Source organism: Aliinostoc maniaoense (genome assembly GCF_058172895.1).
In genome coordinates, this window is the sequence record NZ_CP187952.1 from 3128931 (window position 1) to 3149223 (window position 20293).

21 protein-coding genes are annotated in these 20293 nt (G+C 41.2%); 8 read left to right on the forward strand and 13 right to left on the reverse strand.

Features of this window, described 5'->3' with window-relative positions:
• Window positions 1–2: 2 nt before the first annotated feature.
• The 6 genes from ACPZ3T_RS13740 to ACPZ3T_RS13765 all read right to left on the reverse strand — a co-directional run bounded on the left by ACPZ3T_RS13740 (window position 3) and on the right by ACPZ3T_RS13765 (window position 7364).
• A complete protein-coding gene (locus ACPZ3T_RS13740) occupies window positions 3–518 on the reverse strand; it encodes a phage tail protein (protein ID WP_490276912.1) in 516 nt (171 codons plus the stop codon).
• A gap of 12 nt (window positions 519–530) precedes the next feature.
• On the reverse strand, window positions 531–692 hold the full coding sequence (locus ACPZ3T_RS13745; protein ID WP_490276913.1) for a hypothetical protein: 162 nt from the start codon (window positions 690–692) through the stop codon (window positions 531–533).
• 24 nt (window positions 693–716) lie between these two features.
• Window positions 717–2978, reverse strand: a complete 2262-nt coding sequence (locus ACPZ3T_RS13750; protein WP_490276914.1) for a substrate-binding domain-containing protein — start codon at window positions 2976–2978, stop codon at window positions 717–719.
• Between the two features lie 205 nt (window positions 2979–3183).
• Window positions 3184–4584, reverse strand: coding sequence for a hypothetical protein (locus ACPZ3T_RS13755; RefSeq protein WP_490276915.1), 1401 nt, complete (start codon window positions 4582–4584; stop codon window positions 3184–3186).
• 457 nt (window positions 4585–5041) lie between these two features.
• Window positions 5042–5425, reverse strand: a complete 384-nt coding sequence (locus ACPZ3T_RS13760) for a hypothetical protein (RefSeq protein WP_490276916.1) — start codon at window positions 5423–5425, stop codon at window positions 5042–5044.
• Window positions 5426–6176: 751 nt separating this feature from the next.
• Window positions 6177–7364, reverse strand: a complete 1188-nt coding sequence (locus tag ACPZ3T_RS13765) for an RNA-guided endonuclease InsQ/TnpB family protein (RefSeq protein WP_490276917.1) — start codon at window positions 7362–7364, stop codon at window positions 6177–6179.
• A gap of 184 nt (window positions 7365–7548) precedes the next feature.
• On the opposite strand from ACPZ3T_RS13765, the gene ACPZ3T_RS13770 reads away from it, so the two are divergent.
• A complete protein-coding gene (locus tag ACPZ3T_RS13770; RefSeq protein WP_490276918.1) occupies window positions 7549–7758 on the forward strand; it encodes a hypothetical protein in 210 nt (69 codons plus the stop codon).
• 85 nt (window positions 7759–7843) lie between these two features.
• Here the strand turns inward: ACPZ3T_RS13770 and ACPZ3T_RS13775 are convergent, their stop codons facing one another.
• The gene (locus ACPZ3T_RS13775) at window positions 7844–8359 is read right to left on the reverse strand and encodes a YciE/YciF ferroxidase family protein (protein ID WP_490276919.1); all 516 of its coding nucleotides are present in this window, start codon (window positions 8357–8359) and stop codon (window positions 7844–7846) included.
• Between the two features lie 243 nt (window positions 8360–8602).
• Between ACPZ3T_RS13775 and ACPZ3T_RS13780 the strand changes: the two genes are divergently transcribed.
• Window positions 8603–9283: a HEAT repeat domain-containing protein gene (locus tag ACPZ3T_RS13780; RefSeq protein WP_490276920.1), complete on the forward strand. Its 681-nt coding sequence runs from the start codon at window positions 8603–8605 to the stop codon at window positions 9281–9283.
• A gap of 71 nt (window positions 9284–9354) precedes the next feature.
• Window positions 9355–9918, forward strand: a complete 564-nt coding sequence (locus tag ACPZ3T_RS13785; protein WP_490276921.1) for a phycobiliprotein lyase — start codon at window positions 9355–9357, stop codon at window positions 9916–9918.
• Window positions 9919–10052: 134 nt separating this feature from the next.
• On the opposite strand, the gene ACPZ3T_RS13790 is transcribed toward ACPZ3T_RS13785, so the two are convergent.
• Window positions 10053–11531: a site-2 protease family protein gene (locus ACPZ3T_RS13790; RefSeq protein WP_490276922.1), complete on the reverse strand. Its 1479-nt coding sequence runs from the start codon at window positions 11529–11531 to the stop codon at window positions 10053–10055.
• Window positions 11532–11669: 138 nt separating this feature from the next.
• Between ACPZ3T_RS13790 and ACPZ3T_RS13795 the strand changes: the two genes are divergently transcribed.
• Window positions 11670–12338, forward strand: a complete 669-nt coding sequence (locus tag ACPZ3T_RS13795) for an MBL fold metallo-hydrolase (protein WP_490276923.1) — start codon at window positions 11670–11672, stop codon at window positions 12336–12338.
• Between the two features lie 141 nt (window positions 12339–12479).
• Here the strand turns inward: ACPZ3T_RS13795 and ctpA are convergent, their stop codons facing one another.
• Window positions 12480–13733 (reverse strand): carboxyl-terminal processing protease CtpA, encoded by a 1254-nt coding sequence (gene ctpA, locus ACPZ3T_RS13800; RefSeq protein WP_490277215.1) that lies wholly within the window; start codon window positions 13731–13733, stop codon window positions 12480–12482.
• Between the two features lie 363 nt (window positions 13734–14096).
• Here ctpA and petB point away from each other — a divergent pair, with 363 nt between their 5' ends.
• The 3 genes from petB to ACPZ3T_RS13815 all read left to right on the forward strand — a co-directional run bounded on the left by petB (window position 14097) and on the right by ACPZ3T_RS13815 (window position 16523).
• On the forward strand, window positions 14097–14744 hold the full coding sequence (petB, locus tag ACPZ3T_RS13805) for a cytochrome b6 (protein ID WP_010997571.1): 648 nt from the start codon (window positions 14097–14099) through the stop codon (window positions 14742–14744).
• Between the two features lie 252 nt (window positions 14745–14996).
• A complete protein-coding gene (petD, locus tag ACPZ3T_RS13810) occupies window positions 14997–15479 on the forward strand; it encodes a cytochrome b6-f complex subunit IV (protein WP_490276924.1) in 483 nt (160 codons plus the stop codon).
• A gap of 588 nt (window positions 15480–16067) precedes the next feature.
• The gene (locus tag ACPZ3T_RS13815; RefSeq protein WP_490277216.1) at window positions 16068–16523 is read left to right on the forward strand and encodes an ATP-binding protein; all 456 of its coding nucleotides are present in this window, start codon (window positions 16068–16070) and stop codon (window positions 16521–16523) included.
• Between the two features lie 83 nt (window positions 16524–16606).
• Here the strand turns inward: ACPZ3T_RS13815 and ACPZ3T_RS13820 are convergent, their stop codons facing one another.
• The 4 genes from ACPZ3T_RS13820 to ACPZ3T_RS13835 form a co-directional block, all read right to left on the reverse strand.
• Window positions 16607–16819, reverse strand: coding sequence for a hypothetical protein (locus tag ACPZ3T_RS13820; protein ID WP_490276925.1), 213 nt, complete (start codon window positions 16817–16819; stop codon window positions 16607–16609).
• 73 nt (window positions 16820–16892) lie between these two features.
• Entirely contained in the window at window positions 16893–17912 is a 1020-nt protein-coding gene (locus ACPZ3T_RS13825; RefSeq protein ID WP_490277217.1) for a WD40 repeat domain-containing protein, read from the reverse strand.
• 166 nt (window positions 17913–18078) lie between these two features.
• Window positions 18079–18375, reverse strand: a complete 297-nt coding sequence (locus ACPZ3T_RS13830; RefSeq protein ID WP_490277218.1) for a hypothetical protein — start codon at window positions 18373–18375, stop codon at window positions 18079–18081.
• 301 nt (window positions 18376–18676) lie between these two features.
• Window positions 18677–18847 (reverse strand): hypothetical protein, encoded by a 171-nt coding sequence (locus ACPZ3T_RS13835; protein ID WP_490276926.1) that lies wholly within the window; start codon window positions 18845–18847, stop codon window positions 18677–18679.
• Window positions 18848–19135: 288 nt separating this feature from the next.
• On the opposite strand from ACPZ3T_RS13835, the gene ald reads away from it, so the two are divergent.
• Window positions 19136–20227 (forward strand): alanine dehydrogenase, encoded by a 1092-nt coding sequence (ald, locus tag ACPZ3T_RS13840; RefSeq protein ID WP_490276927.1) that lies wholly within the window; start codon window positions 19136–19138, stop codon window positions 20225–20227.
• The last annotated feature ends 66 nt before the right edge of the window (window positions 20228–20293 follow it).

The window sequence follows — 20293 nt, forward strand, 5'->3', positions numbered from 1 at the left end:
CTTTAATTACTAGAAAAATATCCGGTGCTATCTCGACCTGATAAAATTGATGCACCACCAGACCTAGTTTGATCAATTTTTAATCCTTCGTATGTTAAAGTCAATTCTTCAATAGCTACTGTGTTGGAATCTGCACTTAAGCTGGGAGCTTTCCATGAAATAGGAACAGCACCAATTAAAGTCCAGCATTGCATTGTTTCTCCGGCTTGGTTAAATAATAAAATATTGACGTTACGGCGTTGTTTAGCATTAGCACCAACTTTACTCAAAATTTGACTAATCCAATTCCAAAATGTTAAATCATTGGTAATACCACGTTTTAGGGTTACATCTGAAAATTCGGCTTGGCTTAAAAGAACTCTTTGTTGATCATTAACACCACCTTCAGAAAATTTTTCTGTTTTTACTGTTACACCTAATCCTTGACATTCAGTAAAACACGCGGTGATACTGCTTTCCATTTCTATATAAAATCTATTGGCTGTAACGTAGTTTAATTCACGAATATTATTAGCCATTACTATCCTCGTTTATTGATGTTTATTACGTTCTTTTTGCAAGCGTAAATCTTCTAACATTAATTCATAAACTCTATCACATAGTATTTGTAAAGTTTGGCGATCGCTAATTACTTTACCTGCCAACTTTAATAGTGCTTTATGTTGTTCTGAAGTCTGATTATTATGTTTCATAGCTTTAATAATATTATAGATTAGTTATTGTTTATATCTTTTTTGTAATGGTACTAAACCTGCTTGTTCTAGGAGCTTTTGCACTTCTTGAGTTTTCAGCATATCAGCAAATTTTTGTCCAATTACAGGACGGCTATTATCTCCTGGATAAACTACAGCTATTGGATAACTTAGGGGATACGTTCCAGTTTTAAATACTTGAATATTAGGGCTATAACTACCTTTATCATCACATAAATCTGTATTAGGATCTATTGGTTTATTAGTATCGTTATAGACTAAACTTTGTACTGGTTTTTGATTACTATCAACTATAGCTAAAGGATAAACAGAACATTGCCCAAACACTTGACTAAGTGTGGCAAAACCAATGCTACCAATGTCTTCCTTTTCGTTTTCAAATTCTTGTAAAATCCGCCTTAACATTTCTAAGGTACGCAGGCGGGTAATTTTTATAGATGAATTGTCTGTAAATTTATCTGGCGGTTGATTTTGTTCCTGTAATTTGTTAAATGTATATATTGCATTAGAGTCTTTTAAAACTCTGGTTTTAAATATATTTTCTGCTTCCTGTTCTATTGGCATATATAGCTTAACTGGTAAATTAGGTAATTTAGAATTTATTTGCTGCCAGTTTTTAATTTTACCTGTATATAAATCTCGCAATTGCTCAATAGTAATTTGACCATTTAATGCTTTAGGTAAGTTTTTATCTCGTTTATAATAGCTAAAAGCAACAAAAATTACTAATCCATCATAGGCAAAGGTTTTGTATCTAAATTGAGGTGGTACTTGATTAGTTAAGTTAGTTACTACAAAGTCTGATTGACCAGATTGTACTTTATCCAAAGCTGTTTTTAATGTCTCTTCTGGTTGATACTGAATTTCAAGTTTTGGCTGGCTTTCTTTAAGTTTATCTTCTAACTTTTTGTCTTGTAAAATTAAATTACTTTGCTGTAAAATATAACTCCAAGTACCGGATTTTTCGCCAGTATAACTATATGTCCCCGGAGGTACGCCAGGAACATCTTTTAAACAACAAACTACAGTCTCTTGAGGTGTAACTTCTGGTTGGGAAAATATTTTTATAAGTAGCCAAAAAATTGCCCCAAAAAACAAAATGCCTAATATTATCAGTAATAAGAAATAAATAGGATTAGTGCTTTTTTTTCTTTGTTCAGATTGTTCTATAACTACTAAAACTTGCTCAGGAGATTGTGGAGGTATCTTTATTAGTGCTTGTCGTGCTTCTTCAGCACTAACAAATGGTTTATCTAGCTTGAGTAACCTGAGAATAAATGCTTTCAATTCTTTGCTAACTGAAGGCCAATTATCTTCTAATTCAAGGTTAAGTGCTTGATTATTAACAGAGTTTACGGTAGTTCCAGATAATAAATAAAAAGCCACATATCCCAAATCTTTTAAATCTTCATCAAAGGTAGGAATAACTGTTTGAGAATTTGGCAGTACAAATAAACTTTCCCAGATAGCTAAATCACAGACATGGGTGAAAAACTCTTGTTCATTGGCAATTAATAACAAACTATCTAGATTTAGATTACCGTGTGCTACTCCCTGTTGTACTTGACCAGAAGGCAAACTAAATTTTTGTCCGTGGAGAAATTGCAATGTTTGCAAAACTTGGTTGAGAAGATGATAGACTTGATTCTCACTCATTGCACCATGATGAATGAGGTATGTCCGCAAGGTGGGATAGCTATCTTGATTACCGCTAGTGACGAGATAACAGCGTTCTTCTACTGGATCAGCGATCGCATCCCAAGGTAAAATCAAACGGATATCCTGAACCCTACCATCAGCTAAACTCAACCCCGCTAGCCGTTCAAAAGCTTGTTTTCGCTCTTTTGTTTCCTCACGATTAAAAGCCTTTTGAGGTAAGAGATATTCTTTAATTACCACAGGTTGTTGATCTGCAACCTGAACACCATGATATAAACGTCCCATTCCCCGCCTTCCCAAAAAGCCATCTATGCGGTATCGACCCCGATAGCCACGAAACTCGGTTTTTGGTGGTAAGATAGCCGGAAAACCGCACTGAACACACTTCTTAGCCGTGGGATTTATCTCTAGGGTTTTTTGAGTCCACAGACAGGTTAAAGGATTTTCGTTAGTACATTCATAGCGTCTGTAAACCGTATCCAACCCTGGAGAAATCAGTTTTTCAACTGTTACCGCCGTAGGAATAGAGCTAGTTTCTGCAACCTCTAACTTTTCTGCTTTCGGGAAAAGTCCAGTTAGTTTGGCTTTGATTTGTGCATAAACCACGACTACAACCCCTAGCGATCGCTCTCATTGCCGCATCCTACACTGATTTTCTCCCCGTGGACATTAGACTTTCCGCTAGATCATAGAATCAAGTAGGATGGAAATTGTAACCAATTACGTTAGCGTAGCGGGGGGAGCATCGTTACGTAGCTTGCTTCCGCGTAGCGGTATTACGAATTACGAATTACGAATTACGAATTACGAATTAAAAACTGTCTTCTGGCTGCAAAATATACCATTTATACCAATGACGTACCGCCAACCAAATAGCAGATAATAAACCAGCCACACTCAAAGTCAAGCCGCTAAATGGTACTAGCAAGCCAAAAACTGGTAATATTGCCCCAGCAATCGTACAGATAATTACAGCCAAAGCAGTACTACGATTGCTACCTAATCCCCAAGATAATGTCAGTAAAATTAGGGAAATCATTGTCCAAGCTAACTCAGCATTCATAAAGCGGCTGAGATAAGTTAAACTCAATAAACAAGCAAAGAAAAGACTAGCAGCGATCGCTACATTTTTTAAATTCATCGGGATGGATAAATACAACAATAATATCCACCACAAAAATATAGCCGGTGCAAGCAATAACAACCTGGGAAGGATACCAGTTTGACGAATGGGGTTAGTGTTGGTAAATACCCCAAAGGGATTTTTCACAGACACGTTATCGTCGAATACCCAAGTAAATTGAGTGCTGCGATCATCAACTTTTGTCTCACTAGGAATAATACCACTAGCAAAATCAGCCCCAGGAAAGTTAGCAGTTGTTGTTAACCGAAAATTAGAAAGCAACTGTCCAGCAGCGTTATAAACCCAACGTGAACCCCCTTGAGCTTGATATGTGACGCGAAAAGTAGTTTCTTGTCCTGGTGGTAACTTAAATGCAAAGCTATAATTTCCCGGTTCGACTGACTCTAGCCTAGTGCGATTTTGTTCTACTTTATAGTTAGCCAGTAGCGAATAACCAAGGGGTGGCTGTGCTTCAAAAAAGAAACTATCAATATTATTCAGACGGTTAACCACTTTGTATTCAGCACTATAGTCTACCCGGTAAACCGCACTACGGTTCTGCACATCTGTGCTTTGATCTAAATTAACTTGAATTTGTGACCCCGCCAACGACAACAAACGGTTAACTTGTCGCTTGTCGTTCACCTTGACTATTTTGCCATCAACTTGAGTTGTATAGCTAAATGCCTCCTCAGTCACATAGCGCACTTGAGGGACAATTTGTTCTAGTTTATCCCCAGCTACACTTTGCGCTACTTGGGTAACTTTGGCTTGTTCCCAATGGTGATAACGATTACTTAAAGTAGAACACAGAAAAAATCCTGCAACCAAAAGCACTAATACTAAAGATAGATGCTGCAAACCCCATAACACTTGTGAGTAACGAATTGTCCACTCACCAACGAAAATTTTCTGTTCTGCTGGATGATGGCGGAGAGTAAAACTAATAATTGCGATCGCCACTCCCAAAGCTATGATTAAAACTACTAACAATATCAAAGCTGGGAGTAATTGAGAACCCAGTTGAATTAGCTCTGTGGGATGTGTTAAATCAGGTAGTCCCGGAATCCCCTCTTTAGTAGAATACATGGGTAATTTTCACATAATTTGCAATCACAGACTGACAAAACTTCACAAAAGTTTCTGTGAAAATCACTATGTATTTCTTCTTAATAGAAAAAACTTATCCCAATACCAATTCAATTAGTATGTCCAGAAATTAACTACTTAGAACTTACTCAACTGGCATATTTTTTATGTGAGATGTATGACGCTCTTAAAGTATTCCAACCTGTAATCAGACTGATAGCGTCACGCACCAACCATCGGTGACACTTGCATAACGCCAATTCTCCCAAATTAAGCAACAGTTCCAAACCTTGAAACCCAGCCTGTATGAGACTTTCTTAATTACGTAGCTCGCTACTCTCCTATTTCTCCGTTCGCGGTAGCGTTGCGTAGCAAAGGAGTACCCGCAGGGTATTACGAATTACGAATTACGAATTACGAATTACGAATTACGAATTACGAATTGGTATAACTCCTGCTATTTTGTCCTGTTAGCCGCTACCCGACAAACAATTTCCATAGAGTTAGCATCAGCACTTCTAGGCTTAGGAAAAATCTCCTGCTCTGTTTTATCAACACTAGTTAAATGACCATTTGCACTATAAACAGCAAATGCTCTAGAGAACAATCTGCCTTGACTACAAACAGCGCGCAGAGTTCTTCTGGACATACCATTACCATGCTGTTCTAGTAGCGTGTATTCAGTTCCTTTTACAGATGCCAAATCTAAAACAATTGGATCACCATTTCTATTAGAACCTACTTGCAGATAAAAATTATCTTTTGTGGTTTCAGCTATTGCTATGCCACTAAATGATAATGAGAGTATTGCCGCCAAGCCGCCAATTTTTTTTAACCACATAATTAATACTTTTGTAAACCCATACTTTATTTTTATTCATAAAGTATTGTTTTTGCTGTGGTAAAATCACTGGAAAATCTTTACGTAACGATACAATCGAAAATATTAAAAATTAGTATTTATAGGCAAATAAAAAAACCGTAGTGGAACTACTACGGTTAATTTGAGTGGAATACTGAACTCTAAACCTATTTTAATAGTTGATGTCTTACAACTTAAGCTCTTTACCTGTCTGTAATCTCTTCATGCAGTAAAGTTTAACTATTTAAAAGATATTTGTCATTACTGAAATAAAGAAGTGAGGAAAGTGAAATATTGATTTCTATTAACTGTGAAATTATCTGTATTCCGAAAACCTATGCAGCTATTAAATAAACTTTTTCAGTAATATCACTAGATATATGAAGCTCCTCAGATACGTCAATCAAATAATACACCAAGAATATATGTAAAAAGCATAACAGCCTTAAATTGCTAAAAGTTCGGTAATCAAGGTTAAAAAAAATCTAATGAATACATTAGGCTACTACTGTGATCAGAGATTATATTAGGTGAGTCCCTATGTAGTATGTATGCCCCACTACCCTAAAATCATGACAATTGACTATGAGTTTGGCAACTAGAAAAAATTGATAGCACTTGACACTTAACAGACTTCAAAGCCTTTTCTTATCAGGTTTTACGCTAATTTGATTGAACTTGACATCCTCCCCCGCTAATCCTTGCGGATATAGCGGGGGATTCCCAAGCCTCACGACTTAGGTTTCTGTTTCCTTCCCTTACGGGTTTTTTGCAACTGCCCTTTAGACTTATGCCTATCAGGTCTTATGTTCGCTCCACAGACTGTAACGGTGTGTCCCACCGCCAAAATATTTTTAGCCGCATTGATGTCTCGGTCATGGTGTGTCCCACAATTGGGGCAATCCCACTCTCGGATACTCAACGGCAATATTTCAACAACGTGACCACAGTTCCCACAGCGTTTAGAACTGGGAAACCATCGGTCAATTTTTACTACTGTTCGACCGTACCACTTGGCTTTGTAATCCAGTTGCCTCACCAAATCACCCCATGCAGCATCACTGATGGCACGGGCAAGTTTGGGGTTTTTGACCATATTCTTAACTGCCAAATCCTCAACCACTATCGTTTGGTTTTCACGAATCAGTCGAGTTGTCAGTTTGTGCAGATGGTCTTTTCTGGAATCAGAGATTTTAGCTTGAAGGCGAGCAACTTTGAGTCTTGCTTTGTCTCGATTGCAAGAAGCTTTCTGTTTACGACTCAAAGACTTTTGGGCTTTCCTCAACTTTTGATAGTGCTTGTCGAACGCTTTGGGGTTAGCAATCTTCTCACCCGTACTCAAGGTAACAAGAGTGCTCACACCAACATCCAACCCTACAGCACTATCAACTGGTTGCAAAGTTTCTTCAGATGGATCATTGATTCGCAAGCTAACAAACCATCGCCCGGAAGGTTCAAGTCTAACCGTGATGGTACTGGGTTCACACCCATTGGGAAGCTGCCTAGACCATTTAATTGGCAGTGGTTCAGAACACTTAGCCAAGTAGACTTGTCCATCTTTCCACCGGAAAGCAGATTTAGTAAACTCTGCGCTACCACCGCTACGTTTCTTTTTGAAGTTAGGGTATTTCGCCCTACCAGCAAAGAAATTACTGAAAGCAGTTTGCAGATGTCTCAAACCTTGTTGCAGTGGTACACAGCTAACCTCGTTCAAAAACTGAAGTTCTTCAAGTTTCTTCCACTGCGTCAACATAGCAGAAGACTGAACGTAGTCAACCTTCTGTTGTCTCTCGTACCAAGCCTCGGTTCTTGCGGCCAAAGCTTTGTTAAAAACCAACCGCACACAACCAATAGTCCGGCGCAATATCTGTTCTTGCTCGGCAGTTGGATACACTCTGTAGCGGTAGGCTTTTTCCATACCTCACATTCTACCATTAAATCTGTGAAATACGTACAACCCGCTATGTACCAAAGTTTATTTACTCACTCGTCGCTCACCCCATTCCTGAGGCAGCGCGTTGGGCGGCTCTGCCGACTTGTAGCGACTGCCGTCTCACCGCCAATCCTTAACGGATATGGCGGGAGTCTCCTGGGGGTGTTAGATGACTGATTATTTACCATGTCCTCGATACTGCCTCACACGTAAAAATCATGATGGTTCAGTTCCAGATGAGAGACTGTGTGATTTTTGCTGGTATGAATATTGTTTTTGTTGGGCTGAATATTGTCTAGATGGGTGGTTAGAAGCTCAAGCTCATCACAGTTCATCTATTGCGAACACTGAAGATAAAACACAAGCGAGGCCATTTTAACCTCGCCGAAAAAACCAAACTATTATTTCTGAGTAAGGATTTTAGTCCGCTAAGAAGGACTAAAGTCCTTACTACAAACCTTTAACTATCGACATTCTTTCAGTAGCTCAGGCATATGCTGTTCTAGTTTTTTAGCTGTTTGTTCTTCCTGCTGTAAGTTTTGCTGTAGCAGTTGTACAACCTTTTGTTGTCCCATCTGTTCTGCAACTTGAATCAAACTACGGTAGCAAGCAATTTCTAATTGTTCCACCTTCGCTTGACATCCAGCCAATCCCAAAGTCAGAATTTTCTGACTCTCGGCAGCTAGTAACATAAATTTTTGACCATCATTAACCAAACCAGCCGCAGTATTACAATTAATGCGCTTTGGTTGCTGCCCCAAAGTATTGAACACCTGTTCTAAATTTTGAATTTGTTGTTCTGTTTCCCGAATATGAGTCTCAATGAGAGACTTCAACTGGGTATGTTGACAACACTGCACCATCATCTGCTGCGCTTCCCAAAAGCGTTGTTCAGCATCGTACATCACACCAACTTCATAGATAAATTTTTCTTGCAAGTTGGAGATTTTAGTTACAGGGCGTTCAGTTAGTTGAACCATAGTTCTTCTCCTGGGTTTTCGACACCAAGCAATTTTGATGTCGGGATTGTTTAAACTACGTTCTACATTCGCCAATCGATTCTGCATTCTCGTCATACCATAGGCACAACTGAGTGTTAATTCTCAGTGCTAAGTTAAATACATTGGGCATTGGGCATGGGGTATGGGAATAACATCAGCTTTCCCACATGAGAGCGTTAGTAAAGTAAAGTAAAGATAGATTAAGAATGCGCTGATAATTCAATGACTGTTCCACACTTGCAGGAAATATCCTCTCAGTTAGAAAGTCCCAATTTGCGCGATCGCATGGTAGCCTTGGCCAATTTGCGGGATATACCAGCTGAAGATGCTGTACCTTTAATTAAAAAGGTTTTAAATGATGACTCTTTGCAGCTGCGATCGATGGCAATATTTGCCCTAGGTATCAAGCCAACCAGCGAATGTTATCCAATTTTGGCTAAAATACTCGAAAATGACCCAGATTATAGTATGCGTGCGGATGCTGCTGGTGCTTTGGGTTATTTGGGTGACATTAGAGCCTTTGAGGTGCTAGCACGAGCATTTTACGAAGATACGGATTGGTTAGTACGCTTTAGCGCGGCTGTTTCTCTCGGTAATCTTAAAGATCCACGGGCGCGTGAAATCTTAATTCAAGCTTTAGATGCTCCAGAAGTTGTCTTACAACAAGCCGCAATTTCGGCACTGGGAGAAATCCAAGATATTGATTCAGTAGATCATATACTCCGCTTTGCTCAATCCGATGATTGGTTAGTCAGACAAAGACTCGCGGAAGCTTTGGGCAACTTACCTACAGAAAAAAGTCTATCAGCTTTAAAATATTTGGCTAAAGATAGTCATCCGAGCGTGGCAGAAGCAGCCAATTTTTCCCTTAACAGACTTGAGCAAACAGGTAATGAGGTCTAATATTAAAACCTCTCATTGCTTTTTAATAATAAGAAGCGGCTTTTTTCAGATTTTGATGCAGGATAATTTCGATGAATATTCAAGAATTTTTTGAATTGAGTACAGGTAAATGGTTTTCCCATCGCACTAGTCATAATTTAGGTGTGAAGCAATCGCAAAACGGTAAATCTGATGTAATTATTGAGACGCTAGCAACAGACCACCCAGAAGTAATCAAATTATGTCAGCAATATGCAATTTCTGCGGATGCTGTATGTTGTAGTGCCAAAGTTACTTGGAACGGCATCATGGGAGCAGAGGACAAAAAACATACTCGTTGGACTGTATTAGTTACTATCCCAGATGAAGATAACCCCAATGAAGGCAAATTACTGGGAACAACTAGTGATGGCGAGAAAGCACCTGTAACGGGTCGATATAAACTAGGCAGTGATGAAGCCTTGACCCTAATTACAGAATCTGACACTATCTCATCTGAAGAACGCTTGTGGTTTGCTAGCCCTAATTTACGGATGCGGGTAAGTGTCTTAAAAGATGCGGATGGCTTGGGTGTTGCTGCCTTTACTTCTGAGATTCGCATGGGTGGTAATGCGGCTGCTAAGAAAGCTTCAGAAGCGGCTAGTTCGGCAGGTTAGTGTAGGGGTGTAGGGGTGTAGGGGTGTAGGGGTGTAGGGGTGTAGGGGTGTAGGGGTGTAGGGGTGTAGGGGTGTAGGGGTGTAGGGGTGTAGGGGTGTAGGGGTGTAGGGGTGTAGGGGTGTGGGGGAGAAGGTTAAATTTGTAATAAATTAGCGATCGCCTGTGGCAGTGGCAATATAATTATCACCAATAAAGCCATTGCCAATAAACCCAAGATGTCGCGTTTATTATCGAGTTCAGTGACATCATTCAAGGCGGGTTCATCAACCAAGGGGATAAATAATAAAATAATTGCCCAGACAAAAAATTCTGGTTGCACTAAAGACAACATCAACAGCAACAGGCGCGCAATTTGCCCAATCAACATAGCAGTTCGTTGTCCGAACATCGCATGGACAATGTGACCCCCATCTAGTTGCCCTACAGGCATGAGATTCAAAGCTGTGACAATTAATCCCAAAAAACCAGCTATAGCCACAGGATGTAAATCAATGGCTGATTGTGAGGTTAATTGGCTACCTAAAGCTATTTTGGATAGTATCGCTAACAAAATCGAATATTTAGGATTGAGGGCATCGGGGTTTAATAAACTCGTTTTATCAGTCAAGGGAACTATCTCTGATTGAGTTAACCCCCACATAATTAACGGTAATGTGGCGATAAATCCCGCAATTGGCCCGGCAATACTCACGTCAAATAAAGCCTTACGGTTGGGAATGGGACTCCGCATTTGAATAAATGCCCCAAAAGTTCCCAAGAAAAATGGCATGGGAATAAAATAAGGCAGGGTAGAGCGAATCTTGTAAAACCTAGCAGTTAAATAATGTCCCATTTCGTGGATACCCAAGATAGTCATCAGACCGAGAGCATAGGGCAATCCTTGCAACAATATTCCTGGGTTAGATGCTAGCATTTTCGGATCAATGCCAGCCATTTTCACACCCACCAAGGAAGTAGTCACTAAAGTAGCTAAAACTAGTAGCAACGCTAGTCCAGGACGGGTTAATTTTTCTGATGGCTTGACATTGCCCTCTTTAGCTGCTTGTGCATTAGGAACTAAGACAAAAAACGGTTTACCGTTAAAACCTTCTTGAAAAATAATCAAAAAGCGATCGCCAAATTGTGATTCAATATTGGCTCGAATCTGCTGATAAGCTCGAATAGGTGTTGTTCTCAACTGACCACGACAAATGATCGCCTGGGGTCTATACTCAATGTTTTGGACGTAGTAAATAGACCAAGGAAAACAATTTCGCAGTTGGGTTTCTTCCGTCGGTTCAATGGGGCGCACAAGTACTTGTTCTGCGGTAGGATGGATAGCCGATTGTGATTCTGGGGTTTGGGGTTTGGTTGGTGTATCCCTCGGCGGTTGCCGTCCCCACTGAAACAACAGCCAGTATAACAAAAGGCAGATAATTGCCGGCCAGATAATCAGTGATGGTGGGGGAGGTTGTTTTACTCCATATACTAACGTCCAGCCACTCAATAATAATGCTGGTGTCATTAATACCAACCACAATAACCAAATTGGTGTGCGGGTGATATTAGCAACACTGCGCTGCACAATTAGATAAGTAGCCAATCCCAATAGGAGGAGAAACCAAAATGTCATTTGCTCTTTAGTAATTTGAAAAAAATGCCCTGCTGTAGAAGCAGGCAACAGTAAAAAGCAAGAACTATTTTTCTCACCTTATTACTGGTTAAATATACTTACTTTCTAGTCCCTACTCCCCACTGCCCACATTTGCTTATGTCCCCCTTGCCTCAACCACCTAGTTCTACAACCAAGTCACCACGGTTTGTCTTAGACAATATTTTTGCCTTTCCACCAAATCGAGACACATTAGGGGGAACTTCTTATTTCATTGTAAGAAATGATGGGAATATCCTCATAGATTGCCCATCATTAGATCAAATAAATCTTGATTTTTTGCGATCGCACGGTGGAGTAAAACGCTTATTCATCACCCATCGAGGTGCTATTGGTAAAACTTCAGAAATTCTTCACAACTTTGATTGTGAAATCATAATTCAAGAACAAGAAGCCTATTTATTACCAGGGTTAACAGTTACTACCTTTACGCAAGAACTGGTTTTAGACCACACCACCAAATTAATTTGGACACCAGGACATTCTCCCGGTTCATCTTGCCTCTACTATAACCACATGGGAGGTATACTGTTTTCTGGTCGCCATTTACTTCCCAACGTCCAAGGCGAACCAGTGCCATTGCGAACAGCTAAAACATTTCACTGGCCACGACAACTTAAAAGCCTGCAAGCACTATTAGAAATGTTCACACCCGAAACACTCCAGTATATTTGTCCAGGTGCGAACACCGGATTTTTAAGAGGCCAACGAGTTATAGACCAAGCCTATCAACGATTGGCCGCAATTGATTTACCAACTTTGTCCTAATTGGGCGTATCAATTCAAAATTCAAAATTCAAAATTCAAAATTAAAGAATTTTGGGCATTGGGCATTGGGCATTGGGTAAAACTACCTTGTCCCCCTTGTCTCCCTTGTCTCCCCTGCCCCCCTGCCCCCCTGCCCCCTGCCTATCCTCTCCCCTCTACACCTGCTACCACAGCATTTTTCTGCAAAAATTCCACAGCAGCTTGATATTGCAAATCTTCTGCTGTGCCAATCTGGTTACGTTTGAGGGGTGACTGAGAAATTATTTGATCGGGTTTAATCCCTAATTTATTAATATCTCGATGGGTAGGTGTTTCGTACTTAGCAATTGTGACGGCTAAACCAGAACCATCGCCAAGTTCAAATAAAGATTGGATTAAACCTTTACCAAAGGTAGTTTCACCTACTAACTTAGCTCGCTGATTATCTTGGAGTGCGCCGGCTAAAATTTCGCTAGCACTGGCAGTTCCTTGATTCACCAAAATTACTAAAGGATCGTCTGTCAAGGCTGGGCCAAAGGCTTCAAAATTGCCTTGAATGCCTTGGCGGTTGACGGTGTAGACTATAGTGCCGGAATCTAACCACAACCGGGCTATTTCTATGCCAGCTTGCAGTAAGCCACCGGGATTATTTCGCAAATCTAAAATATAGGCATCAGCACCTTTTTTTTCTAAACTAGAAATGGCGTGTGCCAACTCTGTAGAGGCGTTGGCATTGAATTGTGTGAGGCGCAGATAGCCAATAGATTTTCCTTCAGGGGAGGAGCGTAATTCCGCCACAACAGGGTTAAGAGTGATGCGATCGCGCATAATTCTAATTTCCTTCGCGCCATCTCCATCTCGTTCAATTAAGAGGGTGACTATACTGCCAATTGGCCCCCGCATCCTAGCGGCGGCTTCATCGAGAGTCAGATTGTCTGTAGACATCCCTTCAATTTTGACGATGCGATCGCGCGGTTGAATCCCAGCTTGCTCGGCTGGTGAACCCTCTATAGGTGATACTACCTCTAGCTTCCCAGTTTGGGGATTGAGGGCAATTTGTAATCCTACTCCCGTCAGTTCTCCAGAGGTATTCACCTGCAAACTGCGGTATTGCTCAGGGTCTAAAAACCTGGTAAAAGGGTCATCAAGGCTCTTGAGCATATTTTGAATGGCCACATAGGCGGCTTTTTGGTCTTTCAGAGGCTTTTGTAAGGCCTTTTGTCTGACTGCCGCCCAATTTTGATGATTAAATGTATCGTCCAAATAAGCACGATTGACAATTCGCCAAACTTCTGAAACTAGTTTTTGTTCCTCCGTCAATGCGTCTGCTGGTTGGATGAGTGTACCAAACACTAAACCAAAAGCCACCAATAGTGAAAATCCGAGCCGAAAAACCTGTTTGTGCATGAACCCCATTATCAATTTCACCTCAGCCAAAATTGCCTATAATTGCTCAGTTGCCTCGTCGTTGATGAAATCTATCTCTCGATTATGTTACTTTTTTTATAGAAGTGGTGCATTGTTCTCATGAAGTTGTTACGGGAACTATGTGAATAACCACCTCAACAAAAGATAAAATCTACTTTGTACCCACCATTGAGAGTGTTGGCTTGCAAAGAGAACGCAATATATCCCATATTTACAGAGTGTTAAGTTTCTAAACTTTTAGCACTCTCGCAGTGCAAAAGCAAACGAACAAAATCCTCTTAAAAGAAAATCCCAAAACTACTATTGGGAGATTGAATCAACCGCAACCGATTTTTAGGAACTTGAGATTGTATGGCCAACGTTTACGACTGGTTTGAGGAACGCTTGGAAATTCAGGCGATCGCTGAAGATGTCACAAGCAAATATGTACCTCCCCACGTCAACATCTTTTACTGTCTAGGTGGCATTACCCTAGTTTGCTTCCTAATTCAGTTCGCTACAGGCTTCGCCATGACGTTCTACTACAAGCCAACAGTGGCTGAAGCTTACTCCTCAGTACAGTACATCATGAATGAAGTCAACTTCGGTTGGCTAATTCGCTCCATCCATCGCTGGTCTGCCAGCATGATGGTGTTAATGATGATTCTGCACGTCTTCCGCGTGTATCTGACTGGTGGTTTCAAAAAGCCCCGCGAATTAACTTGGGTAAGCGGTGTGATTCTAGCTGTCATCACTGTTTCCTTCGGCGTTACAGGTTATTCTCTGCCTTGGGATCAGGTTGGTTACTGGGCGGTGAAAATCGTTAGTGGTGTACCAGAAGCAATTCCCGTAGTCGGCGTACTGATTTCTGACTTACTGCGTGGTGGTTCTAGTGTTGGTCAAGCAACCTTGACACGTTACTACAGCGCACACACCTTTGTATTGCCTTGGTTAATTGCGGTCTTCATGCTGTTCCACTTCTTGATGATCCGTAAACAAGGTATTTCCGGCCCCTTGTAATTCCATCAGTCTTCATGGCAACAGGCAACACCACTCAGTTACAAGAGCGAGTCATTTGGTTTAAACTGATGAAAAATCAGTAATTAATCCCTCACAGTTGCCTCCAAGGTAAATGCTCCTATTTGAGACTGAGAGTTGACTACCCAAAAACATAGAATCAGGGCTAGTTTTACTTGCAGTTTGCCTGAATTATATTGATGGCTACCATCCCCAGCTTTAACTGAAAACTCCGCAGGAGAGCGCATTTTCGATATGTCAATCCAAAAAAAACCCGATCTGAGCGATCCCAAGTTAAGAGCTAAACTCGCCCAAGGTATGGGTCACAACTACTACGGTGAACCAGCTTGGCCAAATGATCTACTGTATGTATTCCCAGTAGTAATCATGGGTTCATTTGCTTGTATTGTGGCTCTAGCTGTATTAGATCCTGCCATGACAGGTGAACCAGCAAATCCTTTTGCTACACCACTGGAAATTCTGCCAGAGTGGTATTTATACCCAGTATTCCAGATTTTGCGATCGCTTCCTAACAAACTGTTGGGAGTCCTAGCAATGGCTTCTGTACCTCTAGGTTTAATCCTCGTTCCCTTTATTGAGAGCGTAAATAAATTCCAAAACCCCTTCCGCCGTCCAGTCGCTACCACAGTTTTCTTATTTGGAACTTTGGTGACTCTATGGCTAGGTATTGGTGCGGCTTTACCTCTAGACAAATCCTTGACATTGGGATTGTTCTAAGCTCAAGCTAGTCGCCAAAAAACTCTTTGACGCTTGTAGTTTTCAAAAGCGCATATCTGAAGTTATGATGTCTGATGACAAGTCACCCTTGGGTGTCTACGGCAAACTGTCGTTCACTTCTTTGGTATATGTGCTTTTGAAAACAATCAACAAGCGTCAATTTTAGTGAATTGGGCATGGGGGATGGGGCATGGGGCATGGGGCATATCACAAGTGTAGGTTTTTTACCAAGCAGTGAGTAATGAATCTCAGACTAACGAAAGAATCATCGTTTTACTAACCCCTACACCCCTACACCCCTACACCCCAAAACCAAGGTTTTTTGTACACACCGTAAAAAACCTACACCTGTCAGGCATGGGGCATGGGGTAAGCAGTTATCTTTTACATCCCCCCAGCAATTAGTGGCAGTCTTTAGCGGCGGACTATATGCCTGATAACTGATTTAATTGATTTTTCTCCATTCCTTCTGATTCTGTCTAGTTAAATTTTTGCTTTTGCATCTAAAAGTTATTTCAAAACTTAAAATAGATTGAAGAATAATAGATTAAAGACACTCTCATACATATTAAATTCATGCCACGGTCAATGCTTGGCATTATGCAGCAAGACCATCTGAAAGTAAAAAGCGAACTCAAGCTCTTGAACCAAGTACAGCAATGGTTTGAGGACTTTTGTCTAAAACACCTATTTCAACTTGGCTGGTCAGAAAGCCAACTGTATCGCCTGAATTTGGCGTTAGCAGAAGGCTTTACTAATGCAGTTCGTCACGCCCACCATACGTTACCACCAGAAACAACCATAGACATTGAAGTCAGTCTATGGGTTGACAGGTTAGAAATTAGAATTTGGGATCATGGTAAGCCTTTTAACCCGGATGCGATCGCAGAACCAGCACCGGGTACTCTACAAGTAGGCGGCTATGGTTGGTTTTTGCTGCGCCGTTTAGCTGACCGTGTCGTTTATGAACGCAGTGATGATGGGAGGAATTGTTTGGTAATTCTTAAGCATCTTACAGAAGCGCAAAAACGAACTGATATTTGATAGTTGACAGAAAAAGGGAACAGGGAACAGGGAACAGGGAACGGGGAACGGGGCTAATCAATTCAAAATTCAAAATTCAAAATTCAAAAATTTTGGGAATTGGGCATGGGGGTAAATATTTCTACCTTGTCAGGGGAGGGTGTGGCAGGTGTGGCAGGTGTCGGATGGTGGAGAACAAATCTTTCCCCCCACACTCCCCTCTCTCCCCACACTCCCCCTGCTCCCCTGCTCCCTTGTCTCCCTTGTCTACCTTGTCTCCCCGAAGTTCTGTTCGCCCTTGGCGTTGGCGAAGCCATCGGAGGAAACCTCCGCTCAGACTTCTCTCCTTGTCTCCCTTGTCTCCCCTACACCCCTGTATTCAAATCAGTATTACTTGCGACTAACAATTGATGGATTCCCCCAAATATTTACTTTGCCATCAAATCCGCCACTACCAAGCATTTGACCATCACTACTAAAAGCGATCGCGCTGACCCAATCAGTATGTCCAACTAGTGTAGTTAATAACTCACCTGTAGTTAAATTCCACAATTTAATCCCGTCTCTGCCGGCACTGGCAAGGATTTGTCCGTTGGGATTAATGGCGATCGCATTTACCCAATTGTTGTGTCCGGTGAGGGTGTAAACTGGTTGTTCAGAAGGGAGATTCCAAACTTTGATGGTGCGATCGCGGCTAGAAGTGACTAAATTTTGACCATCGGGAGTATAAGCAATATCTGTAACTGCATCAGTATGAGCGATAAATCCCCTAATTAATTTACCAGTGGTTAAATTCCACAGCTTAATTACACCTCTTTTATCACCACTAGCCAAAGTCTGACCATCAGGACTCATGGCTATGGCGTGAATTGTATTATCAAATCGTACTAATGTTGCTAGGGGGCGTTGTTGTAGCAAATCCCACATTCTAATCCCATCTAAAGCACCACTCACGAGGACTTTGCTATCAGGAGATACAGCCAAGGACAACACACTAGCACTATGTCCGACAAAAGAACGGGTAAATTTATTGTTTTTCAGATTCCACAGGTTAATAGTGTTGTCGCTACCACAACTAACTAAAGTTTGCCCATCTGGGGAAATAACTAAAGACTCTACCGAAGTTTTTTGAGCTTTATTAATATTGCCCACCTTTTTACCTGTGATGGGATTCCACATCCGAATTATCCCCTCATTGTAACCCCCACCACTAACGACGGTTTTACCATCTGGACTAAAGGCTAAAGATTTCACCGTACCGCGATGTGCGACGATGCTACGCAGGAGGGTGGGGTTGGTAAATGCTCCTGTGGTTTCTGGAGTATTGACTACCGGGTTAGCATAAGCAGGATTGATTGTTAACTCTTGCCACAGATTTATCGGTATGGCGTTGGCGAATATCGCCGCCATAAATGCCATCAGCAAAGACACGCCACCTTTTCCATGACTCCTCACTGTCTTCCTCACCTCATTAAAATACACACATCAAAACGCAAAACTTTGGCTAGAGAGAAATCGTCAGTTTGCTATCCCAGTAGTCGAGACTCAACACCTACCATTTCCTACCCCCTACTTACTAATACGGAGGTTTTTTCTTATTCACCGTGAGCATAGGTAAAGTGGGACTAGATGAGCGTGGCGGTAAATAGTGTTGTACTACAGGCTCTTCTGGTAGGGGAGGTTGCTGCTGACTATTACGCCACAGCTTGAAAGCGAGAGTAACCCCTGCTGTCCCTAAACCCACAGCAAATAATGACCAACTATCATCCAAACCACCAATTAAGGCATCTACTACACCCATTGTCATCAAGATGCTGACTATGGGTTCTCTCCGGTAGGCTGACTTTAAAAAACGAGGTAATACAGCATTCATCACAGCTTGGTTTATCCAGATTACCTTTTTGTTGATTTACTTAGAATACCTCATCTGCAAATTACCCTTCTCCAGAAAAGGCTTCTGAAAAAGATTATAATTTCCTTAAGTTTATAAGTATGTGTAGTAATTCACTCCCTTGGGTCAAAATATTTGCCAGTGGAAGCTGTTACTAGCCTCATAAATATTAAGGGTAATTTGTTTGCAGTATTCCATATTGATTAATACAGTTAAAACCAGCTAGAAGTTCCAGCTGGTTTCAACTCTTCTAATTACTAGCTTACAACTTCAAGACTAAGAACTACTTAAGACCGAGCCAAGAAAGCACACCTTGATTAGTGACATACTCAATCACCACCATCAACAGAAAACCAATCATAGCGGCTCGACCATTCAAGCGTTCAGCATATTCATTAAAGCCGAATTTTGGCTCTTCTAGTTTGGGGCTGACTGTGGGTTGTACTGGAGACATATTGCAAAAACCTCTTTTCGGCAAACGGGACTTAATAATGAGTTTTGAACTGATGGCAGAGCTGAAGTGTGAATATCACTTAAGCACTTATGCCTAGGTTCGTTAACAATTTGTAATTATTCTTTATATATTGTAGGAATAATCCGGTAATCGTCAAGGGATAAGTGCTTTGAGGATTAGTGAATTGAAATAGGGAAAACTAATCTTGTAGATAGCTATCCTCAATACGGAAGTGTCAGTTTGAGACTGGCAGGCTAAATTAAACAAAAAATTAAGCAGAGGCTTTATATGGAAATCGGTGTTCCTAAAGAGACTAAGGATCAAGAATTTCGAGTAGGCTTAAGTCCTTCTAGTGTAAGAGTGTTGAGAGAAAACAGTCACAGTATTTTTGTTGAGACTCAAGCTGGTGCTGGTGCTGGGTTTACAGATGAAGATTATCAAAGTGCAGGAGCGGAAATTGTTTCCACAGCCGAAGCGGTTTGGAATCGGGAATTAGTGGTAAAAGTCAAAGAACCATTATCTAGCGAATATAAATTTTTGCGAAAAGAGCAGATTTTGTTTACTTATCTGCATTTAGCAGCCGATCGCAAATTAACAGAGAACTTAATTGATTCTGGCACTTGTGCGATCGCTTACGAAACCGTAGAACAACCCGGCGCAAACAGACTACCTCTACTTACCCCGATGAGCATCATTGCCGGTAGATTAGCGGTACAATTCGGCGCGCGCTACCTGGAACGTCAACAAGGTGGTAGAGGCGTGCTGTTGGGTGGTGTTCCTGGGGTGAAACCAGGGAAAGTAGTCATTTTAGGTGGTGGCGTAGTCGGTACAGAAGCCGCCAGAATTGCCGTAGGTATGGGTGCGGCGGTACAGATTTTAGATGTGAATGTTGAGCGTTTATCTTATTTAGAAACAATATTTGGTTCTAGAGTTGAATTGCTGTACAGTAGCTCTGCTCACATTGAAGCGGCTGTGAAAGCAGCAGATTTAGTTGTGGGTGCAGTTTTGGTATTAGGACGCAAAGCACCAATTCTAGTTAACCGTGAATTAGTTCAACAAATGCACCCAGGTGCGGTAATTGTTGACGTTGCAGTTGATCAAGGCGGTTGTGTGGAAACCTTACACGCTACATCTCACACCAACCCAGTGTACATTGAGGAAGGTGTAGTCCATTATGGCGTTCCTAATATGCCAGGCGCAGTACCTTGGACAGCCACCCAAGCACTGAATAACAGCACACTTCCTTATGTTGTGCAGTTGGCAAATTTGGGACTTAAAGCATTAGAAGTTAACCCTTCTCTAGCTAAAGGTTTGAACGTCCAGAATCATCGCCTAGTACATCCGGCTGTGCAAGAAGTATTTCCTGATTTAGTCAGTTAGATTCCCTGATTTCCGTAAAAGTCTTGTTCTCATCCCTCTTCGTTAGCGAAGAGGGCAATTTTTTTG

Coding starts and splice junctions, on each gene's coding strand:
- ACPZ3T_RS13740 (WP_490276912.1), bottom strand. CDS start 518: ATGGCTAATAATATTCGTGAATTAAACTACGTTACAGCCAATAGATTT.
- ACPZ3T_RS13745 (WP_490276913.1), bottom strand. CDS start 692: ATGAAACATAATAATCAGACTTCAGAACAACATAAAGCACTATTAAAG.
- ACPZ3T_RS13755 (WP_490276915.1), bottom strand. CDS start 4,584: ATGTATTCTACTAAAGAGGGGATTCCGGGACTACCTGATTTAACACAT.
- ACPZ3T_RS13760 (WP_490276916.1), bottom strand. CDS start 5,425: ATGTGGTTAAAAAAAATTGGCGGCTTGGCGGCAATACTCTCATTATCA.
- ACPZ3T_RS13765 (WP_490276917.1), bottom strand. CDS start 7,364: ATGGAAAAAGCCTACCGCTACAGAGTGTATCCAACTGCCGAGCAAGAA.
- ACPZ3T_RS13770 (WP_490276918.1), top strand. CDS start 7,549: ATGACTGATTATTTACCATGTCCTCGATACTGCCTCACACGTAAAAAT.
- ACPZ3T_RS13775 (WP_490276919.1), bottom strand. CDS start 8,359: ATGGTTCAACTAACTGAACGCCCTGTAACTAAAATCTCCAACTTGCAA.
- ACPZ3T_RS13780 (WP_490276920.1), top strand. CDS start 8,603: ATGACTGTTCCACACTTGCAGGAAATATCCTCTCAGTTAGAAAGTCCC.
- ACPZ3T_RS13785 (WP_490276921.1), top strand. CDS start 9,355: ATGAATATTCAAGAATTTTTTGAATTGAGTACAGGTAAATGGTTTTCC.
- ACPZ3T_RS13790 (WP_490276922.1), bottom strand. CDS start 11,531: ATGACATTTTGGTTTCTCCTCCTATTGGGATTGGCTACTTATCTAATT.
- ACPZ3T_RS13795 (WP_490276923.1), top strand. CDS start 11,670: ATGTCCCCCTTGCCTCAACCACCTAGTTCTACAACCAAGTCACCACGG.
- ctpA (WP_490277215.1), bottom strand. CDS start 13,733: ATGGGGTTCATGCACAAACAGGTTTTTCGGCTCGGATTTTCACTATTG.
- petB (WP_010997571.1), top strand. CDS start 14,097: ATGGCCAACGTTTACGACTGGTTTGAGGAACGCTTGGAAATTCAGGCG.
- petD (WP_490276924.1), top strand. CDS start 14,997: ATGTCAATCCAAAAAAAACCCGATCTGAGCGATCCCAAGTTAAGAGCT.
- ACPZ3T_RS13815 (WP_490277216.1), top strand. CDS start 16,068: ATGCTTGGCATTATGCAGCAAGACCATCTGAAAGTAAAAAGCGAACTC.
- ACPZ3T_RS13820 (WP_490276925.1), bottom strand. CDS start 16,819: ATGGCTTCGCCAACGCCAAGGGCGAACAGAACTTCGGGGAGACAAGGT.
- ACPZ3T_RS13825 (WP_490277217.1), bottom strand. CDS start 17,912: ATGGCGGCGATATTCGCCAACGCCATACCGATAAATCTGTGGCAAGAG.
- ACPZ3T_RS13830 (WP_490277218.1), bottom strand. CDS start 18,375: ATGAATGCTGTATTACCTCGTTTTTTAAAGTCAGCCTACCGGAGAGAA.
- ACPZ3T_RS13835 (WP_490276926.1), bottom strand. CDS start 18,847: ATGTCTCCAGTACAACCCACAGTCAGCCCCAAACTAGAAGAGCCAAAA.
- ald (WP_490276927.1), top strand. CDS start 19,136: ATGGAAATCGGTGTTCCTAAAGAGACTAAGGATCAAGAATTTCGAGTA.